Origin of the sequence: Lederbergia lenta NBRC 16444 (assembly GCF_001591545.1) — a bacterium.
Lineage (GTDB): Bacteria > Bacillota > Bacilli > Bacillales > Bacillaceae_C > Lederbergia > Lederbergia lenta.
The window spans coordinates 1,760,617-1,775,176 of record NZ_BCVC01000001.1 but is presented as its reverse complement, the minus strand read 5'-3'; the positions used below and the strand labels follow the sequence as shown (position 1 = coordinate 1,775,176).

Sequence of the window (14,560 nt, the reverse complement as noted above, 5' to 3'; positions counted from 1 at the left end):
TAACAATGGGACAATTTCATGCCACAACGATTTTTGCTGTTCAACATAAAGGAGAGTGTGCAATGGCAGGCGATGGCCAAGTGACATTTGGCAATGCTGTCGTCATGAAGCATACTGCAAGAAAAGTCCGGAAATTGTTTAATGGCAAAATACTAGCTGGCTTTGCGGGGTCAGTCGCAGATGCCTTTACACTGTTTGAAAAATTCGAAGAGAAACTTCAAGAATTTAATGGAAACTTGCAAAGGGCGTCCGTTGAATTAGCGAAGGAATGGCGAAGTGATAAAGTATTGCGTAAACTTGAAGCAATGCTAATTGTCATGGATAAAAGTCATCTATTGTTAGTTTCAGGAACCGGCGAAGTGATTGAACCGGATGATGGAATACTTGCGATTGGTTCAGGTGGGAATTATGCGCTTGCTGCTGGCAGGTCATTAAAACAATATGCTGCGGATCATCTATCAGCTAAAGAAATGGCAACTGCTGCTTTAGAAATAGCCGCGGATATTTGTGTGTATACGAATCGGAATATTATCGTCGAAGAAATTTAAACTTGTTTGCTTAAAGTTGCAAAGGAGGAAACGGATTGGACTCAAGGATGCAAGGGGCAAACATGACCCCAAGACAAATTGTAGAGAAGCTTGATCAACATATTATTGGTCAGAAAGACGCTAAAAGGGCTGTTGCAGTAGCTCTTCGTAACCGATACCGACGGGGATTGCTTAATCCAGATATCCGCGATGAAATTATTCCGAAGAATATCTTAATGATGGGTCCTACTGGTGTCGGTAAAACAGAAATTGCTAGGCGTATGGCAAAATTGGTTAAAGCTCCATTTGTAAAAGTGGAGGCGACAAAATTTACCGAAGTAGGTTATGTAGGTCGAGACGTAGAATCAATGGTGAGAGATTTGATGGAAATAGCCATCAGAATTGTGAAAGACGAGAAAATGCAAGATGTGAAAGTACAAGCCGAAAAACAAGCTAATAAACGTCTTGTTGAATTACTTGTTCCTTCTAAGAAAAAAACTGAAAACTTTAAAAACCCATTTGAAATGATTTTCGGTGGACAACAGCAAGAAGAGGACAAGATGAAGAAAAGCAACGCGAATATAGCATTCGTGAACAAAGAAAAATAATCTCAGAAAAACTTAACGCTGGAGAGCTTGAAGATCAAATGGTTCAAGTTGAATTAGAAGAACAGCAACCATCTATGTTTGATATGCTTCAAGGTTCTGGGATGGAACAAATGGGCATGAATATGCAGGATGCATTTAGTAATTTGATGCCCAAAAAAATGAAAAAAAGAAATTTAACGGTGAAAGATGCTCGTGTTGCCCTTACAAACGATGAAGCACAGAAGATGATTGATATGGATGAAGTTTCCCAAACTGCTATCATTAGAGCGGAACAAACAGGAATCATCTTTATCGATGAAATTGACAAAATTGCAAGCAAAGCTAGTAATTCTTCATCCGCTGATGTATCAAGAGAAGGTGTGCAGCGTGACATTTTACCAATCGTTGAAGGTTCTACAGTAGTTACAAAATACGGCCCTGTAAAAACGGATCATGTGTTATTTATCGCGTCTGGAGCCTTTCATATAGCGAAGCCATCGGATTTAATTCCTGAACTTCAAGGAAGATTTCCGATTAGAGTGGAACTTGGAAAGCTAGCCATTTCAGATTTTGTCAGTATTTTGACAGAGCCGGATAATGCTTTGATAAAACAATATACTGCATTATTGGAAACGGAAGGTATACAAATCGAATTTTCTGACGATGCTATTTATAGACTTGCTGAAATTGCTTTTAATGTCAATCAACAAACAGACAATATTGGAGCGAGACGTCTTCATACAATTATGGAAAAACTACTTGAAGATCTATCGTTTGAAGCACCGGAAGTTACTTTAGAAAAAGTAAATATCACTAAAAATTATGTCGATGAAAAACTAGGTGCTATTGTAGAGAATAAGGATTTAAGCGAGTTTATTTTATAAACGTTTAATTTCTTATTGGTAAGGGAAAAGAAAAGCAACAATCATGTGCAACTAGTAAACATGATTATGTGAAGAAAAACACATCAACACGAATAATTATCAAAATATATAACTTTGCAGCTATTTAGGAGGAAGTATAATGGATTTATTAACAAGAACTAGAAAAATCAACTCAATGTTACAAAAGACTTCAGGGAAAACAGTTAATTTTAAAGAGATGGCAGAAACATTAACAGAAGTAATTGAAGCAAATGTTTTTGTCGTAAGCAGAAGAGGTAAATTGTTAGGAATCGCAATTAATCAACAAATTGAAAATGAAAGAATGAAAAGAATGTTCGAAGATAGACAGTTTCCGGAAGAATATACGCAAAATCTATTCAAAATTACAGAGACTTCTCCAAACTTAGATGTGGATAGTGAATATACAGCGTTTCCGATTGAAAATAAGGAATTATTCGAAAAAGGTCTGACTACTATTGTGCCTATTATTGGTGGAGGAGACCGACTTGGTACACTGATACTTGCTCGCTTAGAGGATCAATTCCAAGATGATGATCTAATTTTAGCTGAGTATGGAGCAACAGTTGTTGGTATGGAAATTTTACGTGAAAAATCGGAAGAAATTGAAGAGGAAGCAAGAAGTAGAGCTGTAGTACAAATGGCTATTAGTTCCCTATCTTATAGTGAACTAGAAGCAATTGAGCATATTTTCGAAGAATTAGATGGTAATGAAGGTTTATTGGTTGCTTCTAAAATTGCAGACCGAGTTGGTATTACGCGTTCGGTTATCGTAAATGCACTAAGAAAGCTTGAAAGTGCAGGAGTAATAGAATCAAGATCTCTTGGTATGAAAGGAACATACATTAAAGTTTTAAATTCGAAATTCCTTAAGGAATTAGAAAAAATTAAATCAAACTAAAATAAATTAAAAAGACTGCGGACTCGCAGTCTTTTTTTGTATGTAAAAGAACGATAGAAGAATGTATTTCGCATCTAGATTCAGTATAAAAAACGGCTGGAGAATAGAAATTTTTTTCAAAGCTTTTCTTCATTTAGTTTGTACAATGTTCATATTCCCTCCAGGATACAAGGCGCCTTTGGTCTCCTTCCTACATGGAGGGAAGTGAGTAACCGTGCGAGATTATGCCATTTGACTTGATGTTTAGTCGTCAAATTCCCATAAATTTGTCGAAAGTGGCATGTAATTGGACCTATATCTAATTACCCCTATTGACTAATTTAATTAATTGATTCATTATGTTTATATGTAGGGAAGGAAACAATAAGATTGTATATATAAGGGTTTAAGGAGTAGGTAGGCTAAAAGGCATATATGCAAGTATTTTTCAAGAGAATATTTGAAAAATAAAACTAAAGTCGTAAATTTGTCGCAAAGTGTCGTATTTAGCAATATTACCACTAGACTAACTGTTACATAACTATTACAATTACATTAGATTGTTTTGCAAGATGTGTAAAAATTAACCGGAGGTGTCATACTTTGGACTTCTTTTCAGGTAATATAAATACGTTGGAAAAAGCGTTGAATTATTCATCACTTAAACACAAAGTAACAGCTGAGAATATAGCTAATGTTGATGTACCAAATTATAAAGGGAAAGATGTAAGTTTTAAACAAATGCTACGTGAAGAGTCTGGAAAATCAATCAATGCCTATAGAAGTGACCCCCGTCATTATCAAATCACTGCTAAACCCGGAAAGTCTTCTATTATCACAAATAAAAACCTACAATATAATCACAATGGGAATAACGTAGATATGGATAAAGAGATGGCAAATTTAGCTACAAATCAAATATACTATAATGCATTAATTGACAGATTAAACAGCAAATTTTCATCCCTTTCAAATGTAATTAGAGGAGGTAGGTAAAATGTCTTTATTTCAAGGAATGAATATTACTACCTCTGCGTTAACAGCTCAACGCTTACGGATGGATGTTATCTCTTCAAATATGGCGAACGTAGATACAACAAGAGGGAAGATGGTTGATGGCGAGTGGCAGCCGTATACTAGGAAAATGGTTGTCATGGAACCGAAGGCTTCATCATTTTCCTCTATGTTAAATACAGCAATTAACTCAAATAATGTTAGTTCTGCTTTAAATGGGGTAAAAATTACTAATATTGTTGAAGATAATGCTCCATATCGACTTGTGCATGATCCGGACCATCCAGATGCAAATGATGAAGGTTTTGTACAGTTACCGAATGTCGACCCATTAAAAGAGATGGTTGATTTAATTAGTACTACACGTTCTTATGAAGCGAATGTAACAGTAATGAACTCAACAAAATCTATGTATATGAAAGCTTTAGAAATAGGTAAATAATGTTCAGAGGGGAGGCATTATATAGGATGCCTGTAAATAGTGTTAATTTCAGTGATATTCAGCCTAATAATGTGAATAATATAACTAACTCAAGTATGAATAGGTTAAATGAAACGGAACAGAAATCTAATTTTGGTGAATTTTTGACAAATGCCATAAACGATGTGAATGGTGCGCAGATTCAATCAGATATTGCAACTGATAAATTAGCAAGAGGTGAAGATATAGAACTGCATAATGTAATGATTACTGCCCAAAAAGCATCAATCAGTATGCAAACTGCACTAGAGGTGCGCAATAAAGCTGTAGAAGCTTATCAAGAAATTATGAGAATGCAAGTTTGATAGGTTGTAGCAATTAATAATTTTAATAGTATGTCGTTTGATAAATGTATGTATGTTAAGGGGCTTTTACATGAAAGAGACACTATCAAGGTATATAAAAAAGACAAAAGAATATTGGACAAGTCGAACAGGGAATCAAAAATTCATTTTATTAGGTTCTATTTTGACTGCCGTTATTTTTGGTGTGGGGATTGCTTATTTTGCCACTAAAACTACATTAGTACCTTTATATACCAATCTAACACCTTCTGAGACAGGTTCTATTAAGGAGAGTTTGGATTCTAAAGGGATTAAATCGGAAATCGCCAATGGAGGTACTACTATACGGGTTCCGAAAGAAAATGTAGAAGCTTTAATGGTAGAGCTTGCGGCAGAAGGGATTCCTAAATCAGGAAATATTGATTATTCATTTTTTGGCGAAAATGCTGGATTTGGGATGACTGATAATGAGTTCAATGTTTTAAAGTTAGATGCAACACAGACGGAATTGGCCAAAATGATGAAAAGTATTGATGGGATAGAACAGGCGACGGTTATGTTTAACATGCCTGAAAAGGGCGTATTTTTGAATGATGCAAAAGAAACAGCCTCAGCATCTATTGTGCTTCAAACAAAGCCAGGGCATGAGTTCAGTGACAAACAAATAAAGTCTTTATATCATCTAGTATCTAAGAGTGTTCCTAATTTACCTCCTGAGAATATTGTTATCAGAAACCAATTTTTAGATTACTTTGATTTAAATAATGAACAATATGCTGATGATGGTTATACACAGCAAATGCAAATTAAAAGTCAAGTGGAGCGAGATATCCAAAGGCAAGTGCAAAATATGCTCGGTACCTTAATGGGATTCGATAAGATTGTTACATCTGTCACCGCAGATATTGATTTTACACAGGAAAATCGCGAAGAAAATATCGTTACGCCAGTGGATGAAGAAAATATGCGTGGGATAGAAATTAGCGCACAGCGAATTACAGAAACATTTACCGGCACAGGGGATGAAGTTGGCGGTGTTCCTCAAGCAGAAGATGCGCCAGATAGTGGGGGAAGCCAATATTTAGAGGGTGCTGAAGGTAACGGCGATTACGAAAGAACGGAAGAAACCCTTAATAATGAAGTTAATAGGATTCGAAAAGAGATCGTAGAAAGTCCTTATAAGATTCGTGATTTAGGAATTCAAGTGATGGTCGAACCACCTAACGCAGATGACGTGAATTCATTTCCGGAAGATAGAAAAGAAGATATAAGAAAAATGTTGTCAACAATTGTAAAGACATCTATTAATAAAGATTTTGATACGGATGTATCTGATGCTGCGATAGAAAATAAAGTTCTTGTTTCTGTTCAACCGTTTAATGGGAAAGTTGATATAGAAGCTGATCCAAAAAGCGGATTGCCTTGGTGGGTGTTTGTTGTTGGTGGTCTATTACTCGCCATTATCGGACTCTTAATTTTCTTTATGCTTAGAAAACGTAAAGAAACGGAGATGGAAGAAGAAATATATATGGAAGAAACCATTCCTGAACCAATGGATATCCCAGACTTAAATGAAGAAGTGATGAACGAAGCTAACGTTCGCAGGAAACAGTTGGAAAAAATGGCTAAGGAAAAGCCGGATGAATTTGCTAAATTGCTACGTACATGGTTAACAGAAGATTAGGAGGATGGACATGTCAAGAAGAGAAGCTGGTCTAACAGGAAAACAAAAAGCTGCTATCCTCTTGATCTCACTTGGACCAGATGTTGCTTCATCTGTTTATAAACATTTATCTGAAGAAGAAATGGAAAAATTAACGCTGGAAATATCAAGTGTGCGAAAAGTAGATTCTGCAGCAAAAGAAGATGTGATGGATGAATTTCATAATATCGCCATAGCCCAAGATTATATTTCCCAAGGTGGAATTGGTTACGCGAAAACGGTATTAGAAAAGGCGCTTGGTGCTGAGCAGGCACTAGAGATTATTAATAGACTTACATCTTCATTACAAGTAAAGCCTTTCGATTTTGCTCGAAAAGCTGACGCTGGTCAAATATTAAATTTTATTCAAAATGAACATCCACAAACAATTGCGCTTATATTATCGTACTTAGATCCTGAGAAAGCTGGTCAAATTCTATCGGAACTTCCGCAAGAATTACAAGCTGATATTGCAAAAAGAATCGCTATTATGGACAGTACTTCTCCAGAAGTAATTAGTGAAGTGGAAGCAATACTTGAACGGAAGCTTTCAGCAACTGTTACGCAAGATTATACGCAAACCGGAGGAATTGAAGCGGTAGTAGAGGTATTAAATGGGGTGGATCGTGCCACGGAAAAAACGATTCTTGACTCATTGGAAATTCAAGATCCTGAGCTAGCCGAAGAAATAAAGAAACGTATGTTTGTGTTTGAGGATATTGTTACACTTGATAATCGTTCCATACAGCGTGTGATTCGTGAATGTGAAAATGAAGATCTCTTACTCGCATTAAAAATTTCAAGTGAGGAAGTAAAAGAAGTAATCTATCGCAATATGTCTACACGTATGGTTGAAACCTTTAAAGAGGAAATGGAATTTATGGGTCCTGTACGATTGCGTGATGTGGAAGAGGCTCAAACGAGTATTGTTAATATCATTCGTAGGTTGGAGGAAACTGGAGAAATTATCGTTGCCCGTGGTGGGGGAGATGATATTATTGTCTAGAATTATTAAATCCGGAACTTCTACGTTAAAAAAAAATGATTCAAGATTAATTCAATTAAAACAAGTTCACCTGGATAGAGATGAAGAATATGCTTCTGTAAATACCGAGTTTAATAATGAACAACAATTAATACTTGCAAATGCAGAAAATGAAGCAAAATCACTTATATCTCAAGCTCAATCGCAAGCGGACAATATGATCAATGAAATGAAAGAGCAACAGGAAGCATGGGAGCACGAAAAAAGAAATCTGTCTGCATTTGCTTACGATGAAGGCTTCCAAGCAGGTGTGGAAGAAGGCAGAAGCAGTGGTTTCAATGAATATGAGAAACTAATAGAAATTGCAAAGCAAGTAACGGATGATTCAAAAATAGCTTTTTCCGAACATATTCAAATTGCGGAGGGAACGATTTTAGAAATTGCGATTGCAGTTGCTGAACGAATTCTTCACACTACATTAACGGAAGAAAAAGAAAAGTTTGTTCCTCTAGTGAAAAGGGCGATAAAAGAGGCGAGAGATTTTAAAGATGTACAAATTCACGTACATCCAATACATTATGATCTGCTAATTAATGAAAAAGCAGAGTTAGACGCAATATTCCCTAACAATATTACATGTTTTATATATCCTGATACGGATTTAGAGGAGCATGCCTGCTTTATTGAATCTGATAATGGAAGAATAGATGCTAGCATTTCAAGCCAATTAGTAGAGCTTAAAGAAAGCTTAAAGGATTTAATTGAAGGAGAGTCTCAATGAAAGCAAAGGAATTACTACCCTTCATACCTAATATAGATACGCTCCAGTATTATGGAAAAGTAGTAAAAGTGGTTGGCTTAATGATCGAATCACAAGGGCCTGAAAGCTCAATAGGAGATGTTTGTTTCATACATGTAGGCGCCAAAACAAAAAAACGAAAAATAATGGCAGAGGTTGTTGGCTTTAAAGAGCAAAATATCGTTTTAATGCCCTATACAAACATCCAAGACATCCGACCTGGAAGCCTTGTGGAAGCCACTTCAAAACCGTTACAAATAAAAGTGGGTCCTGAATTAATTGGTAAAGTAATTGATTCGCTCGGACATCCAATAGATGGTTCAACAATGCCAATTGGAATGAAAGCAGTCGATACAGATAAAACTCCGCCAAATCCATTAAGTAGACCTACGATTGCAGAGCCTTTGGAAGTTGGAGTTAGACCAATAGATAGTTTATTAACTGTCGGTAAGGGACAAAGGCTTGGGATATTTGCTGGAAGTGGTGTTGGTAAGAGTACACTGCTTGGAATGATTGCTAGAAATACAAAAGCTGATATTAACGTAATTGCACTTATTGGTGAGCGAGGAAGAGAAGTAAGAGAATTTGTTGAAAATGATTTAGGTCCAGAAGGGTTAAAGAAATCAATCATTATTGCTGCCACTTCAGATCAGCCTGCATTAATGCGAATAAAAGGTGCATTTACAGCGACTGCTATTGCGGAATATTTTCGGGATAAAGGCCATGATGTCATGTTCATGATGGATTCCGTTACACGTGTAGCGATGGCGCAGCGTGAAGTAGGCCTTGCGGTAGGTGAACCACCCGCTACTAAAGGCTATACTCCTTCTGTTTTTTCTATTATGCCTCGTCTATTAGAGCGAACTGGAACCAACCAATTTGGATCAATCACTGCATTTTATACAGTCCTTGTGGATGGTGACGATATGAATGAGCCAATTGCGGATGCTGTACGCGGTATATTAGATGGCCATATTGTACTGGACCGATCTTTAGCTAATAAGGGTCAATATCCGGCTATAAATATATTACAGAGTGTGAGCAGACTCATGAGCGCTCTCGCCAGTTCTGAGCATCGAACAGCAGCAGTGAGAGTACGTGATTTATTAAGCACGTATTTAAATTCAGAGGATTTAATTAATATCGGAGCATATAAGAAGGGTGCTTCACGAGAAATAGACGAAGCTATACAAGCTTATCCAGAAATCATTTCCTTTTTGAAGCAAAATACAGATGAAAAAAAGACTCTCCAAGAAAGTATACAATCTTTGATTGAACTATCAGAAACAGGTGAATTCAATTGAATTATAATTTTAAGTTCCAAAAGATTTTGAACTTAAGAGAAAGGGAAAAAGAAGAGGCTTTTAATCTTTACCAAGATTCTGTTAGAAACTTCGAAGAAAGCGCAGAAAAATTATTTGATTTACTTAAAAAGAAAGAAAACCTGGAACATTACATGTCTGAACAACTTAGCCAAGGCTTTTCAATCCTAGAAATTCGCCACTACCAGCATTTTATTAGTAATTTAGAAAAAACGATAGAACATCACCAAATTGTTGTCATGAATGCTCGAAATAAAATGAATTGGCGCGAAGAAGAATTAAAAGAAAGTAATATAGAAATGAAAAAGTATGAAAAGCTAAAAGAACGAAATTATAAAAGTTATATGAAAGAAATAAGTCAACTTGAAAATATGCAACTTGATGAAATATCAGCAATTCAATATTTTCATCGGGAAGGAAATTAGGTGATTAAGTGGAGAAAACCTTAAAAAAACATAAAGAAGAGAAAGAGACTAGCTTTCTCCAGAGATTCATATTTTGGTTTTTTATTCCGCTTCTCTTCGCCGTATTTCTTGGTCTACTAATTGCTTCGGTTAACGGGGTGAATGTCTTTGAAAAAGCAAAAGAAATAAGTGAAAAAATTCCGATCATAACCGATATAAAAGAAGGAAAAGAAAATGAAAAAGTTGTCGAATATGAGGATAAAATCATTAGTTTAGATGCAGAAATTCAAGATAAAAATGCCCAAATTAATCAATTAAAAAGTCAATTAGACAATAAAGACTTAGAAAAGGAACGACTTGTTGTTGAACAAGAAAGACTTGAACAAACGATCGAGGAATTGCGACAGATTCAAACGGAAAACAAACGTGCTTTCAAGGAGATTGTTTCCACATTTGAATCTATGACACCTAAAAAAGCTGCACCCATTATTTTAGAAATGAAAGAAGAAGAAGCAATTAAAATACTTTCAAATTTAAATACGGCGTCACTTGCTAAGGTGCTAGAAAAAATGCCACCAGAAAAAGCTGCCACTTATTCGGATTTATTGGCAGCCAATACAAATTAATATTCACTTTGAAGGGAGGTGTAAAAAACAATTGCGGATTGAAATGATGGAATCAACAATTCCAGTTACTAAAAATGCAACGAAACTAAGCCAATCACAATCAAGTTTTTTTGCGGCTTTAGAGACAGCGATGCAAACAAATTCAAACGAAACAGATTTGAAAAAAGCAGAAGTAGTTACAACTGATTTGCAGCAGTTAATTGATATCTTTAGTGAAATTCCCGAAAGTTTTTTAGCTGAATTGCAAGGAGTAGATGTCGCAAATCAACATGCATTATTTGAATTAATTATTAAAGATGATCCAAACCTTTCAGAGACATTGCAAGCAATGGAGGAACAAATGAAAATCCTACTTCAAGAAAAAAATAGCTTGGAATTTTCTACTCTCCATTCTTTATTAGATGAAGAGGAAAAAAGCCTATCAATGTTTGATACGAAGGATAAAGAGCCAATTAATGCGTTAATTGATAAACTTACACTGCTTTTATCGCAAGCAAGTCAGTTAGGGTTGCGAGAATTACTTCAAGTCCCTGCTAAAGAATTAGGGAGCATAGTAGATATAGCAAAAAAAATACAAGTGAGCGTTCAAACGACCCAATCACATGTATTAGGCCAACATCAGTTGGACGAGCTTGATTCAGTAATGGAGGAGCTTCTCATACGTATAAAAACATTAGAAAGTGAGAAGCGTTTGCAAAAACTAGGAAGTGTATTAGATGCTGCTTTTTCTAAGGGACAGATAAAAAAAGATGCAACTATGCTGCTGCCTAATCAACACATGAACTTAGTAAAAATAACACCCAAGACAATGATCACTGAAGCTCCTATTGTCGCCATGCATAATCAAGAGGCGATTTCAAAAACGGAACAATTTGTTTTACATGTTGGGAATAGACCGACTCAAGAGCCTAAAGCAACAGAGCTTATAAAAGCTTTTTCGAATATATTAGCTAAATCGCAGTTATCGCAAACTCCAGGATCAACTAGACTGTTAATCAAACTATATCCTGAGCATTTAGGATCTTTAAGAGTGGAACTTCTACAAAAAGAAGGCATGATGATGGCGCGAATGATCGCATCATCAAGTACCGCAAAAGATATGCTAGATTCGCAACTTCATAGCTTAAAACAAGCATTCAATCAACAAAATATTCAAGTGGATAGAATTGAAGTTACGTTTAGCCAAAATGATCTGCAGAAATATATGAATCAGCATGCACGCGATGAAGGTAATAATCGTGACGAACAAAATAATACAGAGCATAATAGCGATGAAAATGATGATATACCCGCGTTTGCAGAGGCATTAAACACTATTTTATTTGAAACGGAAGTGTGATTGAACACATGGTTAATTCCATAAATGAAAACCTACTTTTATCATCAGTTCAAAAAAGAGATGTGAAAACGGGAAACGATATTTTAGGGAAAGATGACTTCCTAAAAATATTAATGGTGCAATTGCAAAATCAAGACCCAATGAATCCAATGGAAGATAAAGATTTCATTGCGCAAATGGCTACATTTTCTTCACTTGAACAAATGACTAATATGAGCGCATCCATCGAGAAATTAGTGCAGCTCCAGTCACAAACGAGCTTGATCTCATTTAATCAATTTATTGGACAAGAAGTAACTTGGCATAAAATGGACGAAAATGTGGAGGCTGGTGAACCTACTGTTACTGAAGGTAAAGGCACTGTGAAAACAGTTCAATTCATGGGAGATACAGTGAAAATAATTTTGGAAGATGGTACAGAATTAGCTCCAGCAAATATATCCCAAATAAATAATATGTCATCAGAAACACCACTTATTCAGGCTAGCTCGATGATTGGAAAAAATATAACTTGGCTTGACGGTGAAAAGGAATTAGACGGTATTGTTAGTTCAGTGTCGATGAAAGATGGTTTTATCTGGCTTATTACTGAAAATGGAGAATCAGTTAAAACAAGTGAAATTACAAAAATAGCGTAAAAAAGGGTGGTTGTAATGGGAAACAACATTATTCATAAACTTCCATCGCAGCCGATTACGATTCAATCTTATCCAAAGAAAGCGATAAGGGAATCTGTTCCTTCTAGCAAATCATTTTCACAGCATTTGGAACAGGCCAGCACGGCACAGACAAGCTTGAAAATTAGTAAACATGCCGGGATCAGGATGGATCAAAGACAGATTGATATTGGTCCAGATGTTTGGGAGCAAATTGGCGAGAAAGTGGATGAAGCAAAGCGAAAAGGTGTAAATGACTCACTTGTACTAATTAAGAATGCAGCACTAATTGTAAATACAAAAAATAGCACGGTTGTTACAGTAATGGATAGGAAAGAAGCAGGAAAACAAATTTTCACTAAAATTGATGGCACTATCATCATGGATTAAAAAATTAAAATCAATATGGAAAACGGCCGGACCTATAAGGAAGCCGTGAACCGCCGACTGACTGACGTGGTTCTATCGAAGGGAGAAAAATTTTAAATGATTCGTTCAATGTATTCGGGTATTAGTGGTATGAAAAACTTTCAAACTAAATTAGATGTAATTGGTAATAATATCGCAAACGTCAACACGTACGGGTTCAAAAAAGGGCGCGTATCTTTCAAAGATATGGTTAGTCAAACTATATCCGGAGCAAGCGGTCCGACACAAGGAAAAGGTGGAATTAACCCACAACAAGTAGGGTTAGGTGCACAGCTTGCTGCGATCGATACGATCGATACACAAGGTTCTTTGCAACCAACTGGGAGAGTACTTGATCTCGCGATACAGGGTGATGGATATTTAGTTGTTGCTGAAGGAACGGGTACCGGCAATAATATCACTGCTGCAGATACATTCTATACAAGAGCAGGGAACTTATACTTAAATAATAATGGTTACCTTGTCACTTCTTCAGGACATTATGTATTAAATAATAATGTTAATAATCCAGCACCTATTCAATTAAATGGGGGTAATATCGACAAAATTCAAAACTTGAGTATATCAGAAGATGGAAAAATTTCATTTATTTCTGATGGAGTATTAAATGAAGGAACAGAACCAGTAATTGGTATAGCACGTTATACTAATCCAGGTGGACTTGAAAAAGTAGGAGAAAATATGTATCAAGCAACAGCGAACGCTGGTGTACGCACTATTATGACCCCTAGCCTTGACGGTGCTGGAACGTTAGTTTCTGGTGCACTTGAAATGTCTAATGTGGATCTTTCTGAAGAATTCACGGAAATGATTGTGGCACAGCGGGGATTTCAAGCGAACACAAGAATCATCACAACTTCTGATGAAATTCTACAAGAGCTGATTAATTTAAAACGCTAAGATAAGGGAGGGATAGGGCCCGGTTCTACTGAGCCGGCCCTGATTTTTACGGTGATTACTATTACGAAATTGAACGGAAAAACATTTCAATTAAATGCGTTATTAATCGAGAAAATCGAATCTTTTCCTGATACGACGATTACTTTAACAAACGGCCGCAAGTATGTTATCGCGGAATCAGAAGAGCGATTAAAGGAACTAATTTTGATATTTTATCGGTCCATCAATCTTCTCGGTCGAAAAGAATGGGAGGGTGTGGATAATGAGTAAAAAGTTAATCAATACGATGATCGTCCTGTTAACAGCTATATTGCTTCTTGCTGCATTAGCTTTAATTATTGTAATGAAATTTAATCCTGCAAATGATAACAAAGAGCAAGAGCCATCAATTGAAGAGGTATTAAAGGTATCTGTTGATGTACCAGAAATCACAACGAATTTAAAGAACGACCAATATGTTAAAATTTCATTCAAAGTGCAAACAGATGGAAAGAAAGCGAAAGAAGAATTTACTAAAAGAGATTTTCAAGTTCAGAATTTAATGATCTCTGAACTATCTGAGATGGAAGCATCAGATTTACAAGGCAAAAAGGGACAACAAAATCTCGAAGAGTCAATGAAAATCAAAATAAATGAATTAATGCAAAGTGGGAAAGTTGTGAAAGTGTATATCACCTCCTATATCATTTCATAGAAAATATAAAAAAACTGAAACGGAGGTGT

At 35.9% G+C, this 14,560-nt stretch carries 17 protein-coding genes and 1 pseudogene; all 18 read left to right on the top strand.

The window, feature by feature from the left end; all coding sequences use genetic code 11:
* The first annotated feature begins 5 nt into the window (after nucleotides 1-5).
* The 18 genes and pseudogenes from hslV (at nucleotide 6) to fliL (ending at nucleotide 14,531) form a co-directional block, all read left to right on the top strand.
* Nucleotides 6-548 carry an ATP-dependent protease subunit HslV gene (gene hslV, locus BLE01S_RS08425; RefSeq protein ID WP_066139696.1) on the top strand — a complete coding sequence of 181 codons (543 nt, stop codon included), beginning with the start codon at nucleotides 6-8 and terminating at the stop codon, nucleotides 546-548.
* A 47-nt stretch (nucleotides 549-595) separates the two neighbouring features.
* Nucleotides 596-1,998 (top strand): annotated as a pseudogene (gene hslU / locus BLE01S_RS08420) (ATP-dependent protease ATPase subunit HslU).
* 139 nt (nucleotides 1,999-2,137) lie between these two features.
* The gene (gene codY / locus BLE01S_RS08415) at nucleotides 2,138-2,917 is read left to right on the top strand and encodes a GTP-sensing pleiotropic transcriptional regulator CodY (RefSeq protein ID WP_066139693.1); all 780 of its coding nucleotides are present in this window, start codon (nucleotides 2,138-2,140) and stop codon (nucleotides 2,915-2,917) included.
* Nucleotides 2,918-3,499: 582 nt separating this feature from the next.
* Nucleotides 3,500-3,892: a flagellar basal body rod protein FlgB gene (flgB, locus tag BLE01S_RS08410; protein WP_066139690.1), complete on the top strand. Its 393-nt coding sequence runs from the start codon at nucleotides 3,500-3,502 to the stop codon at nucleotides 3,890-3,892.
* Nucleotide 3,893: 1 nt separating this feature from the next.
* The gene (gene flgC, locus BLE01S_RS08405) at nucleotides 3,894-4,352 is read left to right on the top strand and encodes a flagellar basal body rod protein FlgC (RefSeq protein WP_066139688.1); all 459 of its coding nucleotides are present in this window, start codon (nucleotides 3,894-3,896) and stop codon (nucleotides 4,350-4,352) included.
* Nucleotides 4,353-4,447: 95 nt separating this feature from the next.
* Nucleotides 4,448-4,696: a flagellar hook-basal body complex protein FliE gene (gene fliE, locus BLE01S_RS08400; protein ID WP_231955948.1), complete on the top strand. Its 249-nt coding sequence runs from the start codon at nucleotides 4,448-4,450 to the stop codon at nucleotides 4,694-4,696.
* A 70-nt stretch (nucleotides 4,697-4,766) separates the two neighbouring features.
* A complete protein-coding gene (gene fliF, locus BLE01S_RS08395; protein WP_066139682.1) occupies nucleotides 4,767-6,359 on the top strand; it encodes a flagellar basal-body MS-ring/collar protein FliF in 1,593 nt (530 codons plus the stop codon).
* A gap of 10 nt (nucleotides 6,360-6,369) precedes the next feature.
* Entirely contained in the window at nucleotides 6,370-7,383 is a 1,014-nt protein-coding gene (gene fliG, locus BLE01S_RS08390) for a flagellar motor switch protein FliG (RefSeq protein ID WP_066139680.1), read from the top strand.
* Entirely contained in the window at nucleotides 7,376-8,143 is a 768-nt protein-coding gene (gene fliH, locus BLE01S_RS08385; RefSeq protein WP_169800021.1) for a flagellar assembly protein FliH, read from the top strand. Before fliG ends, fliH begins: the two co-directional genes overlap by 8 nt.
* Nucleotides 8,140-9,465, top strand: coding sequence for a flagellar protein export ATPase FliI (gene fliI / locus BLE01S_RS08380; RefSeq protein WP_066139672.1), 1,326 nt, complete (start codon nucleotides 8,140-8,142; stop codon nucleotides 9,463-9,465). Before fliH ends, fliI begins: the two co-directional genes overlap by 4 nt.
* A complete protein-coding gene (fliJ, locus tag BLE01S_RS08375; RefSeq protein ID WP_066139669.1) occupies nucleotides 9,462-9,908 on the top strand; it encodes a flagellar export protein FliJ in 447 nt (148 codons plus the stop codon). Before fliI ends, fliJ begins: the two co-directional genes overlap by 4 nt.
* A gap of 8 nt (nucleotides 9,909-9,916) precedes the next feature.
* A complete protein-coding gene (locus BLE01S_RS08370; protein WP_066139666.1) occupies nucleotides 9,917-10,513 on the top strand; it encodes a MotE family protein in 597 nt (198 codons plus the stop codon).
* A gap of 31 nt (nucleotides 10,514-10,544) precedes the next feature.
* Nucleotides 10,545-11,852 carry a flagellar hook-length control protein FliK gene (locus BLE01S_RS08365; protein WP_066139665.1) on the top strand — a complete coding sequence of 436 codons (1,308 nt, stop codon included), beginning with the start codon at nucleotides 10,545-10,547 and terminating at the stop codon, nucleotides 11,850-11,852.
* Between the two features lie 8 nt (nucleotides 11,853-11,860).
* Nucleotides 11,861-12,490 carry a flagellar hook assembly protein FlgD gene (flgD, locus tag BLE01S_RS08360; protein WP_066139663.1) on the top strand — a complete coding sequence of 210 codons (630 nt, stop codon included), beginning with the start codon at nucleotides 11,861-11,863 and terminating at the stop codon, nucleotides 12,488-12,490.
* A 15-nt stretch (nucleotides 12,491-12,505) separates the two neighbouring features.
* Nucleotides 12,506-12,898: a TIGR02530 family flagellar biosynthesis protein gene (locus tag BLE01S_RS08355; RefSeq protein WP_066139660.1), complete on the top strand. Its 393-nt coding sequence runs from the start codon at nucleotides 12,506-12,508 to the stop codon at nucleotides 12,896-12,898.
* A 96-nt stretch (nucleotides 12,899-12,994) separates the two neighbouring features.
* Entirely contained in the window at nucleotides 12,995-13,837 is an 843-nt protein-coding gene (gene flgG, locus BLE01S_RS08350) for a flagellar basal body rod protein FlgG (RefSeq protein WP_066139655.1), read from the top strand.
* Nucleotides 13,838-13,888: 51 nt separating this feature from the next.
* Entirely contained in the window at nucleotides 13,889-14,107 is a 219-nt protein-coding gene (locus BLE01S_RS08345; RefSeq protein WP_066139653.1) for a flagellar FlbD family protein, read from the top strand.
* Nucleotides 14,100-14,531 (top strand): flagellar basal body-associated protein FliL, encoded by a 432-nt coding sequence (fliL, locus tag BLE01S_RS08340; RefSeq protein WP_285863871.1) that lies wholly within the window; start codon nucleotides 14,100-14,102, stop codon nucleotides 14,529-14,531. Before BLE01S_RS08345 ends, fliL begins: the two co-directional genes overlap by 8 nt.
* Nucleotides 14,532-14,560: the final 29 nt, after the last annotated feature.